15 protein-coding genes are annotated in these 16,999 nt (G+C 45.4%); 12 read left to right on the top strand and 3 right to left on the bottom strand.

The genetic code is table 11. The annotated features are described in order from the left end of the window. Positions 1–78: 78 nt before the first annotated feature. Positions 79–477 (bottom strand): helix-turn-helix domain-containing protein, encoded by a 399-nt coding sequence (locus ASG81_RS07330; RefSeq protein ID WP_056631225.1) that lies wholly within the window; start codon positions 475–477, stop codon positions 79–81. A 267-nt stretch (positions 478–744) separates the two neighbouring features. On the opposite strand from ASG81_RS07330, the gene ASG81_RS31880 reads away from it, so the two are divergent. The 9 genes from ASG81_RS31880 to ASG81_RS07290 all read left to right on the top strand — a co-directional run bounded on the left by ASG81_RS31880 (position 745) and on the right by ASG81_RS07290 (position 10,871). Next, positions 745–954, top strand: a complete 210-nt coding sequence (locus ASG81_RS31880; RefSeq protein WP_200961445.1) for a hypothetical protein — start codon at positions 745–747, stop codon at positions 952–954. Beyond that, positions 955–1,488 (top strand): glycoside hydrolase family 172 protein, encoded by a 534-nt coding sequence (locus ASG81_RS07325; protein ID WP_200961444.1) that lies wholly within the window; start codon positions 955–957, stop codon positions 1,486–1,488. It begins immediately after the preceding gene. Between the two features lie 24 nt (positions 1,489–1,512). Then, positions 1,513–2,895, top strand: coding sequence for an ABC transporter substrate-binding protein (locus tag ASG81_RS07320; RefSeq protein WP_056631221.1), 1,383 nt, complete (start codon positions 1,513–1,515; stop codon positions 2,893–2,895). Positions 2,896–2,968: 73 nt separating this feature from the next. Continuing rightward, positions 2,969–3,847, top strand: a complete 879-nt coding sequence (locus ASG81_RS07315) for a carbohydrate ABC transporter permease (RefSeq protein WP_056631219.1) — start codon at positions 2,969–2,971, stop codon at positions 3,845–3,847. Positions 3,848–3,866: 19 nt separating this feature from the next. Beyond that, positions 3,867–4,577, top strand: a complete 711-nt coding sequence (locus ASG81_RS07310; RefSeq protein ID WP_235548773.1) for a carbohydrate ABC transporter permease — start codon at positions 3,867–3,869, stop codon at positions 4,575–4,577. Positions 4,578–4,985: 408 nt separating this feature from the next. Further along, positions 4,986–6,134, top strand: coding sequence for a glucose-1-phosphate adenylyltransferase (locus ASG81_RS07305; protein ID WP_056631216.1), 1,149 nt, complete (start codon positions 4,986–4,988; stop codon positions 6,132–6,134). Positions 6,135–6,145: 11 nt separating this feature from the next. After that, on the top strand, positions 6,146–7,258 hold the full coding sequence (glgD, locus tag ASG81_RS07300) for a glucose-1-phosphate adenylyltransferase subunit GlgD (RefSeq protein WP_056631213.1): 1,113 nt from the start codon (positions 6,146–6,148) through the stop codon (positions 7,256–7,258). A gap of 217 nt (positions 7,259–7,475) precedes the next feature. Further along, positions 7,476–9,476 (top strand): hypothetical protein, encoded by a 2,001-nt coding sequence (locus tag ASG81_RS07295; RefSeq protein ID WP_056631210.1) that lies wholly within the window; start codon positions 7,476–7,478, stop codon positions 9,474–9,476. A gap of 231 nt (positions 9,477–9,707) precedes the next feature. Further along, on the top strand, positions 9,708–10,871 hold the full coding sequence (locus ASG81_RS07290) for a UDP-N-acetylmuramoyl-tripeptide--D-alanyl-D-alanine ligase (RefSeq protein WP_235548772.1): 1,164 nt from the start codon (positions 9,708–9,710) through the stop codon (positions 10,869–10,871). An 82-nt stretch (positions 10,872–10,953) separates the two neighbouring features. Here the strand turns inward: ASG81_RS07290 and ASG81_RS07285 are convergent, their stop codons facing one another. Together ASG81_RS07285 and ASG81_RS07280 are read right to left on the bottom strand one after the other, a co-directional pair. Further along, on the bottom strand, positions 10,954–11,814 hold the full coding sequence (locus ASG81_RS07285) for a DNA-primase RepB domain-containing protein (RefSeq protein WP_056631207.1): 861 nt from the start codon (positions 11,812–11,814) through the stop codon (positions 10,954–10,956). A 169-nt stretch (positions 11,815–11,983) separates the two neighbouring features. After that, complete coding sequence (locus ASG81_RS07280; protein WP_056631204.1) at positions 11,984–13,153, bottom strand: Gfo/Idh/MocA family protein; 1,170 nt, start codon at positions 13,151–13,153, stop codon at positions 11,984–11,986. A 428-nt stretch (positions 13,154–13,581) separates the two neighbouring features. Between ASG81_RS07280 and nikA the strand changes: the two genes are divergently transcribed. Genes nikA through nikC form a run of 3 tightly spaced genes read left to right on the top strand, consistent with a single transcriptional unit; the run spans position 13,582 to position 16,991 of the window. Further along, positions 13,582–15,198: a nickel ABC transporter substrate-binding protein gene (gene nikA / locus ASG81_RS07275; RefSeq protein ID WP_056631201.1), complete on the top strand. Its 1,617-nt coding sequence runs from the start codon at positions 13,582–13,584 to the stop codon at positions 15,196–15,198. Positions 15,199–15,216: 18 nt separating this feature from the next. Next, positions 15,217–16,161, top strand: a complete 945-nt coding sequence (gene nikB / locus ASG81_RS07270) for a nickel ABC transporter permease subunit NikB (RefSeq protein WP_056631198.1) — start codon at positions 15,217–15,219, stop codon at positions 16,159–16,161. Then, a complete protein-coding gene (gene nikC, locus ASG81_RS07265; RefSeq protein ID WP_056631195.1) occupies positions 16,158–16,991 on the top strand; it encodes a nickel ABC transporter permease subunit NikC in 834 nt (277 codons plus the stop codon). Before nikB ends, nikC begins: the two co-directional genes overlap by 4 nt. Positions 16,992–16,999: the final 8 nt, after the last annotated feature.

The following is a 16,999-nucleotide window of genomic DNA, read 5'->3' as shown; positions in this document are numbered from 1 at the left end:
AATCCGCAGCCGGATCATCGCAGCGCCCTTACCTGAAATAAAAGAGGGAGAGTTCATGTTGAACTCTCCCTCTTTATTTTATGTTTTCCGATAAAAGGAAGGGCTTACCCCGTCCATCTTCTTAAACGCTTTACTAAAAGTATGGATATCAGGGTATCCAAATTTCTCTGCGATCACGTTTAATGGCTCTAAAGTGAACTGGACCATCTCCTTGGCCTTCTCGATTCGAAGCAGCTGATGGTATTGGATGGGACTCATGCCGAATGTTTTTTTGAACAAATGGATTAAATAGAATTTACTGATTCCCGACACACGAACGAGTTCATCCAGCGATACTTTCTGATCGACATGATGCTTTAAATAATTGCGGAGCTTGACCAATTCATCCATGTTCGTAAGCAGGCGGGGGTTCTGAATCCAGTAATTCTCCCTTAGCAAATGAATGAACAGCTGGATGAACATGCCTTTGACATTCATTTCGCCTTTCTTTCAGATGACATGGAAAGTTTACTTTGCTGTCCATAGCAACTCGTATATAAGGGGAAAGCTGCTCTATCAACATCCTAATCGCCTCCGCGGAAAAATAAAAGCAGTATATGACAACAATTAAAAAATCTTTGCCAACGACATCTATTCATTCTTACTATACAATAAACACATGGAAAGCAAAAGAGAGCGCTTCCAAATACTAAATAAGATTGAGCAATGCAATCGCAATAAAAACCATCAACGGGAGGAAAAACAATGAACGTATGGCAGCCGAACAGTCCGCTGGGCGAACTGCCGATGATTAAGAACGCACGCAGTCTTCGTGAATCCAGTTATGACAAGACAGGCGGCAACCGGGATTTCAAAGTCGTCCCATCCCGTGAAACCTTTGTCGTTGCCGATATTAAAGGTTCCGGAAGCATTAAGCACATCTGGCTTACAATCCGCTGCTACGCGCCGAAGTAATTGCGTAAAGTCATTATCGAAATGTACTGGGACGGCGAAGATAATCCGAGCGTTAGAGCGCCTCTCGGCGATTTTTTCGGAATCGGGCACGCGACCTGCAAACATTTCGTATCCCTGCCGCTGAGCATGGTGTTCGGAGAGAAGCGCGGACCTAAAGGACCTTTTGCCGCCGCAATGAACAGCTACTTCCCGATGCCTTTCGGAAGCGGGGCAGTTATCAAAATCATTAATGAAAGCGAATCCGCAATTGAAAATCTATTCTACTATATCGACTATGAGCTGACTGACGAGCCGTTGACAGATGATGTAGGCCGTTTCCACGCGCAGTACAATCAGGAGAATCCTTGTGAAAAAGTCGTTCATGACTCCGATCTCGTCAATCCGGCGCCGTGGGATCTTCCGGGTATCAATTTAACCGGTGATGACAACTATGTCATTTTAGACGCAGAAGGAAAAGGGCATTACGTTGGCTGCGTTCCTGTAGAGCAAAGATTGCCGCGCAGATGGCCGGAGCATGGTCTGTGGGATCGATAAAATAAAAACCTGGGGGGAACGGTTATGTCTTATCGGAAAAAAATCGGGTTAGCTGCAATGGCTGTCATGTTGGTATTATCATCTATTTTAGCGGGATGCAGCAGTAATAATCAGAGCGCCAACAATACGGGTGAAGGTACAGAAAACACCGGCAATACGGGTACTAGAGGAAATGAAGAAAAAGGCGGATCTATTACCGTACTCGTGGAAGGCGGAAGTCCCGCTTTCAAAGTAGCCGAAGCAACAGCCGAACAATTTAAAACGCAAACCGGTTATGAAGTCAAGATAGAAGCCGTTCCTTATATAGGCGTTTATGACAAGCTGAACGCGGAACTGAAGGCAAAAGCCGGTTCCTACGACGCAGCGGTTATCGACATCCTATGGTTCCCAGCGCTGGCATCCGGTTTGGCTCCGATGGATGAGCTGTTTACGGATGAGGTAAAAAGCGATTTGTACCCTAACTTGATCGATGGAGCTAACGTTGACGGCAAGCTGCTCGGTATGCCGGTTTGGACCAACTCGAAGACGATGCTGTACCGTAAAGACCTTTTTGAGGATGCGAAGGAAAAAGAAGCATTTCAGAAAGAATACGGCTATGAGTTGAAACCGCCCGCAACTTGGCAGGAGTACCGTGACGTTGCTAAATTTTTCACACGCGATACGAACAACGACGGTACAATGGATATGTACGGCACAGGCGTACTCGGCAAAAACAACGGTGACTCCGTTGCAAGCTGGCTGGATCACGCTTTGCAAGCCGGAGCAGACCGCCTCGTTGTCGGTGAAGACGGCAAAGCGAATGTAAATACGAAGCCTTATGTAGACGCATTGGAATTTCTGACCAAAGTGCTCAGAGAAGACAAATCTGCCCCTGAAGGCGCTTTGAATATGGCTTCCGACGAAATTGCCGAGTTGTTCTGGAACGGTAAAATGGCGATGATGCTCGAGTGGGGGCATTTCTTCGTCCCATCTAATGATCCAGCCAGATCCAAAGTAGCCGGCAAAGTAGGAACGGCTCCTATGATCGGCGGAGAAAAAGGCGTCGGCGTCGTACCGGGTCCTTGGTATCAAGTCATCCCTGCCTCTTCCAAGAAGCAGGATATCGCAAAGCAGTACATCCAATTCCTGTATGAGCGTAATGATCAGTATTTGGCCGCAATCGGTGTCGCTGCCCGCAAATCCATTCTTGAGACCAGCGGTCAGAAACCGGAATACACTCATCTGATTTCCCTTGGCACAACGTTGTCAGCTCCGCAAACGAAAAACCGTCCTGTTCTTGAGTACTGGAACGAGATCGAGAGCGAAGCCCTTATTCCAGCCGTACAAGCAGCATTGTCAGGCAAAAAGTCGCCTCAAGAGGCATTGGACGAAGCGGCCGGTATCATTAACGAAATTCAAGGCCAATAAATGAATAGGAGAAGCGGAGGATAGGCTTGCCTAACCTCCGCTTCTTCCATCGATATGAAGAGGATGTGACACCATGACCAAGAGTGATCGTCGAACAGCGCTGCTTTTCTTTTCTCCAGCTGCCGGGTTCATGATATTGTTTTTCGTTTATCCGATGTTTCTGCTCGTAAGAGACAGCTTGTTTGATTCCAAAACAGGGACGGAGTTTGTCGGTGCGGACAACTATATAAACGCTTTAACCTCAGAGCGGTTTTATAAGTCGTTGTACAACACGGTCATTTTTGTTATTGGAGCGGTATCCATCGAGCTTATCATCGGTTTGATTTTAGCGCTGCTGTTAAGTACGGGATTCAAAGGCAGCAATATCGCGCGCACATTGTTTCTAAGCCCGCTTATGATTGCGCCGCTCGTTGCCGGTTTGATCTGGAAGTTCATGCTTAACGATCAATTCGGTATTCTGAACTCCTTTCTCTTCAAGCTGGGTCTCATCGATAGCCCGCAGAGCATTCTGTGGCTGTCGGACGAAAGATATGCGCTGCTTTCGTGTATGATCGCGGATATCTGGCTCACAACACCGTTCATGATGCTGGTTCTGCTTGCAGGCATACAAGGAATATCCGTAAGCCTGTACGAAGCAGCGAATATCGACGGAGCAAGCAGAATGCAGCGCTTCTGGTACATTACATTGCCGAGCCTCAAGCCTGTAATCGTCGTAGCCGTCCTTATTCGTATGATAGACGCCGCCCGTTCCTTTGATATTATTTGGGTGCTGACGCAAGGCGGTCCGAACTTCGCCTCTTCGCTTCTCAGCACGATGATTTACAACACGATGGCTCGCTATAATCAGGCAGGATATGCCAGTGCGCTTTCTATTTTATTTATGATCATCTTAATATCGATTTGTGGGGTTTTCATGCTGCGGTTATGGAATCCGAACAAGAAAGCAGTATGACACAAGGGGGTTATCGATAATGACTGTGTTGATGAAGCAAAAACGAACGGTAAGCTCCATGCTGATCCTTCTGTTAACGGGATTGTTTGTACTTGCCTTCTTATTCCCTTACATATACCTTGTTATGACATCTCTAAAGCCCGGTACGGAAGTGGTATCCACTACGCCGACCTTGTTCCCGACGGTGTTTACTGTAGAAAGCTTTCGGACGATGTTCGATGTGCTTCCGATGGTCAAGTACTTCGGTAACAGTTTTTTTACCGCGATCGCCAGCACATTGGTAAGCGTATTTCTCGGATCGCTTGCCGCATATGGCCTTTCCCGGTTTTCTTCCAAGCTAGGCAATATGTTTCTGCTGCTGACGCTCACCGTGCGTATGGTGCCTTTGATCAGCGTAGCTGTTCCGATGTATGGAATCATCAATAAATTAGGCTTATACGATACGAAATTGGCATTGGTTCTCATTTATACGAGCATTAATATTCCATTCGTTATTTGGATGATGATCGGATTTTTCGACGGATTGCCTAAGGAGCTGGATGAATCTGCCCGCGTGGACGGATGCAGCAGGCTGGGCGCTTTTTTGAAAATCATCCTCCCGATCTCGCTTCCCGGCTTGGCAACGACCGCAATCTTCAGCTATATGCTGTCATGGAACGATTTTCTGATGGGATTGATGATGACCAGCACAAACGCGAAAACGATGCCTGCAGGCTTTCTGAATTTTTAGGGGCGTATAACCTTGATTTAGGGCCGATGACGGCTGCCGCAGTTTGCTTCAGTCTTCCGGTATTAATCTTCTCGATCATGATCCAAAAGTATATAGTAAGCGGAATGACAATGGGTGCGGTTAAGGAATAAGCGGTAAATGGTGACCTGAACGGTTGACACTTTATTTTAAGGTGTCTATCATTCGGGTCACCATTCCATTTCTGATCATACCTTCGGCCTAGAGATTTTCAATATTCATCAACGATTATTGACTTCCCGCCACCAACAAGGTATTATAATTTCTACAACAATGTATACGCTTTCATTACCAAATCTTGAAGAAGGGAGTTGAATGTCTTAAATTATCTGAAAATTCTATCTATTTCGAGTAAATGGCAGAAATTTCTCACAGAGGGGAGAGATCCGAATGCAGAAACAAGAGTGTGTAGCTATGCTGCTTGCAGGCGGTGAAGGCAAAAGACTAAGCCATCTGACGACAAAGCTGGCAAAGCCCGCTGTGCCCTTCGGCGGTAAATACCGGATAATCGATTTTACCTTGAGCAATTGCAGCAATTCAGGTATTCACACGGTTGGGGTACTGACCCAGTACCAACCGATGGTACTGAATTCCTACATAGGAATCGGCAGTTCATGGGATTTGGACCGTAAAAACGGCGGGGTCACTGTTCTGCCTCCTTTTATGGAACAAAGAGGGGGCAGTTGGTATAAAGGAACGGCACATGCTATATACCAGAATATTCATTATCTCGAGCAATACGATCCCGAATATGTGTTGGTTATTTCCGGCGACCATATTTACAAAATGAATTACGCCCTCATGCTGGAGCAGCATAAGGAAACAAAGGCCGACGCCACCATCGCGGTTATAGAAGTGCCGATACAAGAAGCCAATCGATTCGGCATTATGGATGTGGACAATGACGATCGGATAATTGAATTTGAAGAAAAACCAAAGCAGCCGAAAAATAATCTTGCTTCTATGGGAGTTTACATTTTTAACTGGAGCGTATTAAAAAGGAACCTGATTGCCGATGCTCAAGATCCCGCATCCAGCAATGACTTCGGTAAAGACATTATTCCATCGATGCTGGAGAGCGGTAATCCGATTTTTGCCTACCGTTTTAACGAGTACTGGAAAGATGTCGGAACCGTCGAAAGCCTGTGGGAAGCGCATATGGACCTGCTTTTGGAAGACCCGCCTTTTACGCTTCATGACCCCAAATGGCGTGTTTACGCGAAAAACCCACACAAGCCGCCGCATCATATCGCCTCTACCGGTAAAGTTACAGGTTCGCTAGTGAATGAAGGATGTATGGTATTCGGGAAAGTTGACCATTCCGTATTGTTTTACGGTGTTCATGTCGGTGAAGGCAGCGTGATTAAAGACTCGGTCATCATGCCATACGCCCAAATCGGGGAGAACGTTACGATCCATAAAGCGATAATCGGCTCGGGTACGGTCATCCAAGACGGAGCGTCTGTCGGAAGCCCGGATGAATCGGCGGAAATCACTTTAATCGGTGAGAACATGGTCATTTCTTCTCAATTGATATAGGAGTGATTGCGATGAATAATGTGTTAGGTGTCATCAATCTTAGCATCAACCAGCCGCTCTTGCATGAGCTGACGTATTCACGGGCAACTGCAACGGTTCCCTTCGGCGGCAGGTACCGCTTAATTGACTTTGTGTTATCCAATATGGTGAATTCAGGGATTAACAATGTGGCGGTACTCGCCCACAACAGTTACCGTTCCATCATAGATCATTTGGGCTCGGGAAAAGAATGGGACTTGGATAGAAAACACCGGGGACTGTTCATTTTGCCTCCCAACAATAGCCATGCCCCGGGTTTTAACGGCGATTTGCAAAATTTTTACGGCTCTCTCGAATATTTTGACCGCAGCAGTGAAGAATTCGTAGTCGTTTCAAGCAGCCACATGATCTGTAATATCAACTACACCGAAGCGATAGAGAACCACCAAAGGACGAACGCTGATATCACCGTTATCTATAAGGAAATGGACGATGACAGCGAGGATTTCTCTAACCTGATTACGCTTGATTTTGCTGAGGATGGACGGGTCGTACGGATGAAAGAGAATCAGCAGACGAAAAAAAGCAACAAGGTGTACATGCGAATGATCATTATCAAGAAGGAACTGCTCATTGATTTGGTCAAAAAAAGCGTGCATCAAAATTACTATGATCTGGTGCGGCATGTCATTATTCGTAATCTGAACGTTTTGAAGGTGTACGGCTACGAATACAAAGGATATTTGGCCATCATCAATTCCGTCCAAAACTATTATAAATACAGCAAAGAGCTATTAAACCCCGATGTATGGAAATCTCTCTTCTACCAGCCTGGATTAATTTACACCAAAATCAAGGACGAGCCGCCAACCAGATATGCAAGCAGTGCTAACGTAACGAATTCGCAGGTGGCTAACGGCTGTATCATTGAGGGGACCGTGGAAAACAGCATTTTGTTCCGGGGAGTCCGAATCGGGAAAGGGGCGGTCGTTAGGAACAGCATTCTGATGCAGAAATGCGTGATCGAAGAGGACTCCAGTCTGGATCACGTCATCCTCGACAAAGAGGTATATGTCACGCGCGGAAATAAGCTGGCAGGGGAGGAAATGTCGCCGACGGTTTTCACGAAGAAGAGCATTATTTAAAGATAGATAGATTTCTCGGAGATATGAAACTTCAAACGAAAAGGAGCTTTGCCACTGATGGCAGGCTCCTTTTTCATGTACACTTTCTTCAAATATATCTAATTTTCCTCTAACGAGTGAAAAAATTAGAAGACTCGTCGAATACTGTCGATTATGATATAGTTAGATGAATTAGGATTATTATGGAAAAGATATTGAGAATAACGGAGTGATGGGCATGAGAAGTAAGTCGATAAAGATTTTGGGCTCTTTCATTACATTTGCAGTAATAGTAGTTTTTTTAATAGTACTTAATGGTTGTGAGCAAACTCAATCCACCGACGTAACTAGCGAGAGTTCAACGGAGGCAAAATTAGAGCTGTGGCCTCCAACCCGTGTTGATGCCTCTCAAATTTCTTTAACCTTTACTTACACCTCTAGCAAGGCAACAAATATTTTAGTGGATTTATTTATTAAACCGGAAGGTGAAAGCGATTATCATATAGCCACATTAGAAGGAAACTCCTCTTTTGAAAGCAAAGAAGGGGAAAGTGAGTTTACGGTTTCATGGAATAAGGAAAAAGATGCGATAAAGGCAGACCGTTCTGTGGAGCTCCGATTAACAACCACCGATAAAGACGGGCATACAACCAGTTTTGATCTTAATCGATTACACTTTGAACCGCGCGAAGCCATTCGTAACCACATTCAAAATTATTTAATTTACTATGGTACATGGACAGATTCATTAATCGATCAAGCAAGACAGAAGTATCAATTGGTCATTTTAGACACACGTAGCGGCATTTTACCTAAGCAAATAGCCGAGATTCGTGCAGGAAAGGATCCACATGATGCTTCTGATGATGTTCTCGTCTTAGGTTATGTTTCGATAGGAGAAGATCTTCGGACAGCGGGTATGAGCGTAGAAGACATGAAAAAGGATCCGAGATTTGTGCTTGACGGATCCGGCCCATCCACTGATCCTCGAGTAGGGGCCCCATTCCCCAAAGGTAGCGACATTCCAAAAAATCTCGATCTGAAAGGTAAGCCGACAAATGGAGGATTTGCTCCATTTTATCTGAACGATAATTTCGTGACTTTCGGTACGATCGGGAAAGCAGGAACCCCTGATTTTAATACAAATTTCAAGGCTGCTTTTGTAAATCCGGGTCATCCTGAATGGTTTAAAGCGTTACTTGATATGAAACTTCAAACGGATAAGGTATCGGGAATTAATGAACTTTTGTCGGGTGATTCTAGCCAAGGGTATGGCTGTGACGGGTTGTTTTTAGATACCTTGGATACTGCGGCACCAAACTCTTTTACCAATGCATCTAGTTCTAATCAAGGTCAATTTGAGTGGGTTGAGCCAGGGATGAAGCAACTAATTGAGAACATTCGACAAGCTTATCCGAATCAGTTTCTGTTGGCAAATCGTGGGCTCTTTTTCTACAATCCTGATTTGCCAGCCTATGCGTTCACATTACGGGGATTAGTTGATTTTGTTTTATTTGAAAGCTACCGGCTGGATAGCAGTTCAACTCAGTGGTTTAACGAAGCTACATTCAATGATAATAAGTATAATTATGCACAAAAGGTATTAGCCGAAGCGGATCGTGTTGATGGATTTCGCGTTCTTAGTCTGGGTTATGCGGAAGGACCAAACGGTGACTTGATGAAGAAAGCACTGGATGGGGAACAAAATGAAGCATCAAATATACTAACTACTGATGTCCAAGAAGCTAATGATTTAGGAATGGTTCATTACATATCCAATGCTCAGGTTGCTGCAATTGATACTTATGCCATTGATCATCAAGATGGTATATCAAAGCCGCCAACTTGGGGAAGTACAGAGACACCTCCGTTCGGAAAACCTTATATTAAATCGAGGGAAGGAATTCAGAATACAAATATCCGAGGAAAAAATGTCTTTGTCCAGTGGGATGTAGCGCATTCTCAGGCTCGTCCAATTTCTTACACGCTTTATATAAAAGAAGGTCAAGATTTTGATTTTAAACAAGATTTGAAAAATCAAGGGACACAGATCATTCCACTGCGTTTGGGTCTTCCCTCAAACTATGCTGGTTTAGGAGATCGAATCAAACGTTACCCTTACGAGGATCAAGTAGAAGGTTTAACATCGAGGAAAACATATTATTTACTTATTAGGGCTCAAAATGCTGCCGATCAATTTGATAACAACGAAAGATCAATAAAGATTATTGCCCCTTAATAAATGGCGCGGCGCATTGTGGATTTAACATACCACACGTCGCCTCAACCATGTAAATCCACAACCGCGTGAGGTTGTGGATTTTTTATTTCCGCTAATCTCATGGCATCTCCGGAAAGAATCGTTACGCTTTAGGCAAACATCCAAACCCTCCGATGTTCACCCAACATAAAATAAGATACGGTTATTGCCCAAAGGAAGCTCATATTTGTAATTTGAGGAGGCAGTGTTTTGACTCAAGCAACCAGACAACGCAGGGCTGTCATAGCGGTTACCGGAAGCGCTGGCAAGACGACTACCAAAGAAATGATTGCAGCAGTATTGAAAAGGCGTTGGAAAATATTCAAATCTCCTGACAATCTAAATGCTCCTAGCGTCACGAAAAGGCATGCGAGGCAGCTCCGCTCTTCCCACCTTGCTGCAGTCTTGGAGTTTGGCATGCAGTTTCATGGAAATATTAAAAAACACTGTCTATATTTACAACCGAGCATTGGGGTTATTACAAATGTAGGAAGGGCTCACGTAGGCAACTTTGGCGGCAGCATTAAAGGGGTAGCCATGGCAAAATCAGAGTTAATCCGTTACATGAAACCAACCGGCATGATCGTTCTGAACGCAGACGATGCTCATTCCGAATTACTCCAAACAAAGGGATTCAAAGGAAAAATCATTAAAGTAGGCATAAGGAAAGATGCGGATTATCGAGCATCTGATATCCGGTTTGTGAACAATGGAATGAGATTCCGGGCGAGATTGGGCGGAACTAAGCATTCTTTTTATATCCCTGCCTTCGGGGAGCATAATATTTACAACGCATTGTTTGCCATTGCAGTTTCTCATCGTTTGGGGTTTTCGCCGCAGGAAATGCAGCAAGGGCTCAAATCGTATATAAGACCAAAGAGCCGATTACATGTTCATCATTTGGGAAGCAGCATAAAGGTAATCGATGATTCTTATAATGCGAATCCAGATGCGGCTAAAGCTGCGCTTGATGTTTTATCGGTCATTGGGAAGCAAACGAACATTGCTGTACTCGGTTCTATGTTTGAGCTTGGTCAATATGCGGCTAAAGGCCATCAAGAGGTCGGAAGGTATGCTGCGGGTAGAAGAATCAGCCGAATATATACGTTGGGAGGCCTCGCTCGGCAGATTGCAATCGGCGCTAGAAAAGGCGGGTTTCCCGCCGCGAAGCTAAGGAGCTTCGAGGGCAAGCAACAGCTTCAAAGGGAGCTGGCAAAAGACATGAAACCGGGCACTACCGTTCTGCTTAAGGGAGGAAACCGTTTAAGGATGAGCACGATGGTGGCGTATTTAAAACGAAATGCCAGAATGAACAGAAACGCTAAGTTCGGGATCATCTATCACATGAAAACCGTCCGGAGATCAGACGGCTAATAGTTAGACTTTCACAATATAAAACCCGACCATGTGAGGTCGGGTTTTCGTTCACTCCTGGATGAGCCCTGCATTTTCACAGTCAGGGTCTTAATGAAAGTCCATCAACAAGCTCATCTTGCGAAAATGGCTTCTTTCTTCCCCATCGGATGACACGGACCATAAAGGGGCTATTAGGATTTTTCATATGAAAGAAACCGGGTACGCGCATTACTCTCGCTAGATTTGTAACGGCAGGGTCAGCATTAAATTTCCTAACTAATGCTTTTTGAATAGGAACGAATTTATTTATTGCTCCCCTTGTTATGATCCAATAAATGTGATATCCGTTGTTCGTTTCGACGATCATGGCATCCCTGATTTGTCTCCAATGCTTGAAGAGAAATTTTTTTTTCAATTTTTGGATTTGCCTTTTCGGTCGATGGGCTGAAAATAAGTATTCACCTCGTTTATTCTTTTTGACGGTAAGTAATTGATACTGCTCTGAGGGATTGGCTCGCAGCGCTTTAATTTTCTGCCATACTTCTTCTAATGTATTAAAACGTTCCGAAATTTTGTTAAGATCCACATCGATAAACTGCGCTCTGACTTCTTTAATATCGCTATCCTTTGTCCCGCCATAATTAATACCCATAAAAACGGCATACCCGTTCGCGTTTTGGGTGAGCAAATGGACGGATTCGGATTGGTTGTTATACGCATAAAGCTTGGATTGAGGTATCCGTTTTTCCAAACGTTTCAAAGGTTTATGCAAGAGGAACGTCTGTTTAAGGTTTAAACGATTTGAATAGGAATTATAGCTTCGTTTATTGGGGGGAGCGTCATGGACTAAAATAAAATGTACGCTTTCATTCTTTTTGTAGCGAAGTTTCTTCATGAATTTATAAGTTTGGCTCGAATTTTGCCGAACAAGTCTGGAATAAGGGGTTTGGTTAAATCTCATGAAAGTTCAGTCCTCCTATAGCTCATAACACGCGTTGATTTCTATTCTAAAAATCATATTCCTAATAAGGACAACGAGTGCAGATGACAGAACCTATTTTGAGCAGCAGAGAGCTTGCTAAACGATTCATGAGGGCAACGGATTTCTGCATAAAAGTTAAACGGTAGGATTAGGATGAGAACGCTTCTACTTTTACCCATTTGTTCGTGACGTGGCTTTCCCATATCGCATCGATGATGCGCATCGACCGGTGCCCATCTTCGAACGTAGCAAACGGTGCTTGGTCCTTGTTCGGATCCTTGCCGTCGCGTATGAATGAATAGAAGTTCAGCATCATATTTTTTAGTGCGTCCGGCCAACCTTCGTTATGACCTCCGGGATGATGAATGCATCCGCGCACTTCATCCGTGAACAAACACGGGTCCGCGAGCAAAATTTCGTTTGCTCTGTCCCGATGTCCGATCCAGAGCTTCTCCGGCTCCTCTTGATTCCAAAAGGCGGATTGCTTGCTGCCGTTCAGCTCGAAGCTGAGACGGTTTTTGCGGCCGGCGCTCACTTGGGAAACCGTAAAGACGCCTTTCGTTCCGTCATCGAACCGTATAAGCACCGTCGCAAAATCCTCGGTATCGACGGGTAGATGCTCATACGCCTGAATGCTGTTATCATCAGCTCCAAACGTGGCGGTCGTTCGGGGCGCTTTTTTTCTGACCGGGAAGGTCGTTGTCAGGTCGGCGAATACTTCGGAAATTATTTTTCCGGTTACGTATTGAACCGTATCGCACCAGTGGGACCCGATATCGGTAACCGCACGCGTCTTGCCTCCCATCTTGGAATCCAGCCGCCAGCTGTAGTCTGTATCGTACAGCAGCCAGTCCTGCAGGTAGCTTCCATGAACGAGACTTATGATACCGAATTCATCTTTCCGGATCAGGCTGGCCAGCTGCTTTACGATAGGAAATTGCCGGTAGTTAAAGTTAACCCCGTGAACGATTCCGCATTCCTTCGCAAGCTTCAACAATTCCGCCGATTCTTCGCTGTTCATGGCTAGAGGCTTCTCGGATAAGACATGCTTGCCGGCTAAGATGATATCCTTATTGATTTGAAAATGAGTATGATTAGGCGTGCAATTATGAATGGCTTGAATGGCTGGATTGTCCAGCATCTCTTTGTAATCCCCGTAAAATTTCGGTACATGCAAGGCTGAGGCTTTCTTCTCGGCACTTTCCCGGGTTCTCTCGGCTATGGCTTCGACCTCAACAAATCCGAGCCGTCGAATGGCTTCGATGTGCGTCGGGCCGATAAAACCGTTTCCAATAACACCCACTTTAATTTTATTCATCGGAATCGCTCCTTTTAAATCCATCGTCGTAAACCAGACTATTTCTGTTTATGCTGATTAATGCGGAACGGTATACTTTCTCCATTAATGCCTCCGTACATTTTTTAACCTATTGGAAGAAGAGTAGTCTGCCTACATCTTCCAATCCCAAGCTCATTTTTTCTGTAAAGGAAAGCGCTTTCTTTTTTTATAAAACATTCTCTATGTCCAATACAACCAACATATAATATATTTTGTTCGATGGTCACTTTCTCCTTCTCTTCGTTATGTACCGGAAAAAATTTTTCTTGAGCTCTTCCCGCAGAGCTCAATCAGAAAGAGCTTAAGCGGTACTTTTTTAGTTGACAGGAGGAAACTTTTTATGTATCCTTCTAAAAGATAGTGATAATCATTATCACTTTTAGGGTCGAGAGGGGAAATCTATTTAAATGTTTACATCAAGAGTTAAGACACTGCTTCTAATGCTGCTTATACTAACCACTGCAATTGTAGGTTGTTCAACAAAGAATACGGAAGAGAATTCCGGAACAGAAGCGGGTACGGCTGAGAAAACAGTCACTGTATCGTGGCCAAGAGATATCGGGACGATGAACCCGCATGTTTACAATCCTTCTCAATTGATAGCGCAATCGATGATTTACGAGCCGCTTGTCAGCTATAAAGACGGAGGCAAGCTTGAGCCTCATTTGGCCGAAGCGTGGACCATATCGGAGGACGGTAAAGAATATACCTTTAAGCTCCGCCAAAATATAAAGTTTTCGGACGGAACGTCTTTTAACGCTGAGGTTGCCAAAAAGAACTTCGATGCCGTTATGAAAAACGTCGAAAATCATAGCTGGCTTGGTTTTATCGGTGTTCTCGACAAGACCGAAGCCGTTGACGAGTTTACGTTTAAATTAACATTGAAACAGCCTTATTACCCGACCTTGCAGGAGCTGTCGGTCATTCGTCCGGTGCGATTTCTCGGCGAAGCCGGATTCCCGGATGACGGCGATACGTCCAAAGGCGTGAAGCAGCCGGTAGGGACCGGACCATGGATGCTGACGGACTACAAAACAGACGAATACGCGGAGTTTGCCCGTAATCCGAATTACTGGGGAGAACAACCGAAAGTCGATAAAATCGTGATCAAAATTATTCCGGACGGAGAGACGCGCGTGCTCGCCTTTGAGAAAGGGGAGCTGGACTTAATCTACGGAGAAGGCATCATCAGCATGGATGCATATAAGCAGCTGGAAGCATCCGGAGAATATGAAACCAGTCTTTCTGAGCCTATCGCAACTAGACAATTGGTATTGAATACGACAAACGAAGCGCTTGCGGATCTGAAGGTGCGTCAGGCTCTGCAGCATGGTTTTAACAAACAGGCGATGGTTGAAGGCGTTACCTCAGGCTTGGAAGAGATGGCAGACAGCCTTTTGTCTCAAAACTTTCCGTATGCCCAAACTAGCGTAACACCGGCCCTATACGACGTAGAAAAAGCGAAAGCTTACTTGGATGAGGCGGGCTGGAAGCTGCCGGACAGTAAGACGGTTCGTGAAAAGGACGGCAAGCAACTGGAACTGGAATTGATCTATGAAAAGGCGGAACAAATTCAAAAACCGATGGCGGAAACGCTGCAAGCCGAATGGGCAGCGATCGGCGTTAAGTTGAATATTACCGGTCTTGAGCTCACTGAACAAGTGAAACGGTTCCGTGCAAACGACTTTGATTTGTACTTCTTTAGCAACTACGGCGCGCCGTATGATCCGCACTCGTTCATTCACATCGTTGCCGAGAAAGGCTTTGGTATTTCGGATGCGCTGTCGAAGCTGCCGATGAAGCAAGAGCTGGATCAGCAGGTGCAGGAAGCTCTTCTCTCTACGGACGAGAAAAAGCGCGAGGAGCTGTACGGTGCCATCCAGACGACATTACACGAGCAGGCAGCGCTGCTGCCGATCTCTTATATTAAGAAGACGGTTGTTTATAACAAAAACATAAGCGGCTTTGAATTTCCGGCGAATCGGGACGAGAATCCATTCTCCAGTATCGACATCGCACAGTAAACCGCAGGGAGGCTTAACATGGGCAGCTATATTGGGAAACGGCTTCTCGCCATCATACCTATTTTTCTCTTTGCCACGCTTCTCACGTTTTTACTGATCCATGTCTCGCCGGTCGACCCCGCCGAAGCCTATTTGACAGCGGCGCATATCCAACCGACCGACGAACTGCTCGCTCAGAAAAGACATGAATTCGGCTTAGACCAGCCGCTGCTTGTTCAATATGCCCAAACCCTCATGAAGATGTGCCGACTTGATTTCGGCACATCTTATGTTTCTAATGAACCGGTTTGGCAGGAAGTCGTTCTCCGGATGCCGGCAACGATCCAGCTCGCCTTCAGCAGCATTTGTCTGGCCGTACTTATTAGCGTGCCGATTGGTTTTTTGGCGGCGGTATACAAAAATAGCGTGTTCGATCATCTGAGCCGGCTGATTGCTTATTTTGGCGCTTCCATCCCGCAGTTTTGGCTCGGATATTTATTGATATTTTTCTTTTCCGTTAAGCTCGATCTGTTTCCTGTGCAAGGAAGAGGCTCGTTCGCGCATCTCGTCCTTCCGTCGATTACTCTCGCTTTGGGGCTGATCGCCATTTATTCCCGGTTACTGCGCACCAGCGTTCTGGAACAATTGCAGGAGCCGTATGTGTTATACGCCAGGACGAGAGGCATTAAAGAGAAGCTGCTTATGAGCAAGCATGTGCTGAAAATCGCGATTTCACCGATGCTTACCGGTCTCGGCATGAATATGGGCAAATTGCTTGCGGGGACGATCATTGTGGAGGAAGTCTTTTCTTGGCCGGGCTTTGGACGTTACTTTATCGAAGCGATCTTTAACCGGGATATACCGGTCATCCAAAGCTATGTGTTCCTCGCCGCTTGTCTGTTTATCGTATGCAACCTGATCGTGGATCTCTTGCAAATGTATTTGGATCCCCGAATTTCCTGGAAAGGAAGAACCGACCATTGATCGCGAGTATACGGACCGGCCTTAAAAGTCAGAAGACCGCAGCGGTATGCTCGGTCATTTTATTCGTTCTTTTTTCACTTACCATTTTGGCTCCGTGGATTTCTCCGCACGATCCGGTTGAAGTGAATTTGGCGCTCAAGCTGCAGTCTCCAACGTGGGAATATCCGCTCGGAACCGACCATTTGGGACGGTGCAATCTGTCTCGCCTTTTACACGGTGCCCAAGTTTCTTTAGGCTTTGCGTCATTGATATTCATATCCTCATTATTGATCGGCTTACTGATCGGTACTTTTTCCGGATACAAAGGCGGTATAATTGACCTTGTGCTGATGCGTTTCTGCGAAGGGGTGATGGCATTTCCGTCTCTTGTGCTTATTCTAGGGCTTGTCGGCATATTCGGACCCGGACTCCCACAGGTCGTTTTGGCCATGGTGCTGGTGCAGTGGGTGTATTATGCTCGTATGTTCCGCGGCATGGTTCTCAGCTTGAAGGAACGGAATTTTATTATCGCCGCCAGAATAAGCGGATCATCGCAATGGACGATCATCAGACGTCATTTGATCCCAAATGTGCTTCCTCCAATCATCGTGATGGGAACGCTGGAAATAGGTTGGGCGATCATGGACATCGCCGCCATGTCGTTTCTTGGACTCGGCATTCAGCCGCCATCGCCGGAGTGGGGCTCCATGATCCACGAAGGGAAATCATATATACGAAGCAATCCCGAATTAATGCTGTATCCGGGAATCATGATTCTTATCGTTGTCATTACATTTAATGTATTAGGTGAAGCTTTGTCGGACCGGTTTGGCGTAAAACGACGTTTTTGAAAAGGAAT

Origin of the sequence: Paenibacillus sp. Soil522, from assembly GCF_001428245.1 — a bacterium.
Taxonomy (GTDB): Bacteria; Bacillota; Bacilli; order Paenibacillales; family Paenibacillaceae; genus Pristimantibacillus.
This window is presented reverse-complemented; position numbering and strand designations above follow the sequence as displayed.

Bases quoted from the DNA above. Each gene is read 5' to 3' on its own strand.
- ASG81_RS07330 (WP_056631225.1), bottom strand. From the start codon at position 477: ATGAATGTCAAAGGCATGTTCATCCAGCTGTTCATTCATTTGCTAAGG.
- ASG81_RS31880 (WP_200961445.1), top strand. From the start codon at position 745: ATGAACGTATGGCAGCCGAACAGTCCGCTGGGCGAACTGCCGATGATT.
- ASG81_RS07320 (WP_056631221.1), top strand. From the start codon at position 1,513: ATGTCTTATCGGAAAAAAATCGGGTTAGCTGCAATGGCTGTCATGTTG.
- ASG81_RS07315 (WP_056631219.1), top strand. From the start codon at position 2,969: ATGACCAAGAGTGATCGTCGAACAGCGCTGCTTTTCTTTTCTCCAGCT.
- ASG81_RS07310 (WP_235548773.1), top strand. From the start codon at position 3,867: ATGACTGTGTTGATGAAGCAAAAACGAACGGTAAGCTCCATGCTGATC.
- ASG81_RS07305 (WP_056631216.1), top strand. From the start codon at position 4,986: ATGCAGAAACAAGAGTGTGTAGCTATGCTGCTTGCAGGCGGTGAAGGC.
- glgD (WP_056631213.1), top strand. From the start codon at position 6,146: ATGAATAATGTGTTAGGTGTCATCAATCTTAGCATCAACCAGCCGCTC.
- ASG81_RS07295 (WP_056631210.1), top strand. From the start codon at position 7,476: ATGAGAAGTAAGTCGATAAAGATTTTGGGCTCTTTCATTACATTTGCA.
- ASG81_RS07285 (WP_056631207.1), bottom strand. From the start codon at position 11,814: ATGAGATTTAACCAAACCCCTTATTCCAGACTTGTTCGGCAAAATTCG.
- ASG81_RS07280 (WP_056631204.1), bottom strand. From the start codon at position 13,153: ATGAATAAAATTAAAGTGGGTGTTATTGGAAACGGTTTTATCGGCCCG.
- nikA (WP_056631201.1), top strand. From the start codon at position 13,582: ATGTTTACATCAAGAGTTAAGACACTGCTTCTAATGCTGCTTATACTA.
- nikB (WP_056631198.1), top strand. From the start codon at position 15,217: ATGGGCAGCTATATTGGGAAACGGCTTCTCGCCATCATACCTATTTTT.